Origin of the sequence: Streptomyces rubellomurinus, from assembly GCF_000961885.1 — a bacterium.
Classification (GTDB): domain Bacteria; phylum Actinomycetota; class Actinomycetes; order Streptomycetales; family Streptomycetaceae; genus Kitasatospora; species Kitasatospora rubellomurina.
The window spans coordinates 1-547 of record NZ_JZKH01000305.1; the positions used below are offsets into that span (position 1 = coordinate 1).

General features: G+C 69.7%; 1 protein-coding gene. It reads left to right on the top strand.

Annotated elements, in window-relative coordinates:
• Positions 1-547, top strand: a 547-nt coding sequence (locus VM95_RS37950; RefSeq protein WP_045706154.1) for a zinc-binding dehydrogenase, incomplete at both ends; no start/stop codon positions are given.

Genomic DNA, 547 nt, shown 5'->3' on the forward strand with positions numbered 1-547 from the left:
CTGCCTCTCGGTCGAACTGGAGTCCCCGGACGGCCACAACGACACGATGATGGACCCGGAGCAGCGCATCTGGGGCTTCGAGACCAACTTCGGCGGCCTCGCCGAGCTCGCGCTGGTGAAGACCAACCAGCTCCTGCCCAAGCCCAAGCACCTCACCTGGGAGGAGGCCGCCTCCCCGGGCCTGGTCAACTCCACCGCCTACCGCCAGCTGGTCAGCCGCAACGGCGCCGGCATGAAGCAGGGCGACAACGTGCTGATCTGGGGCGCCAGCGGCGGCCTCGGCTCGTACGCCACCCAGTACGCGCTGGCCGGCGGGGCGACCCCGATCTGCGTGGTCTCCAACGACCAGAAGGCCGAGATCTGCCGCGCCATGGGCGCCGAGGCGATCATCGACCGCTCCGCCGAGGGCTACAAGTTCTGGAAGGACGAGCACACCCAGGACCCGCGTGAGTGGAAGCGCCTCGGCGCCAAGATCCGCGAGTTCACCGGCGGCGAGGACGTCGACATCGTCTTCGAGCACCCGGGCCGGGAGACCTTCGGCGCCTCG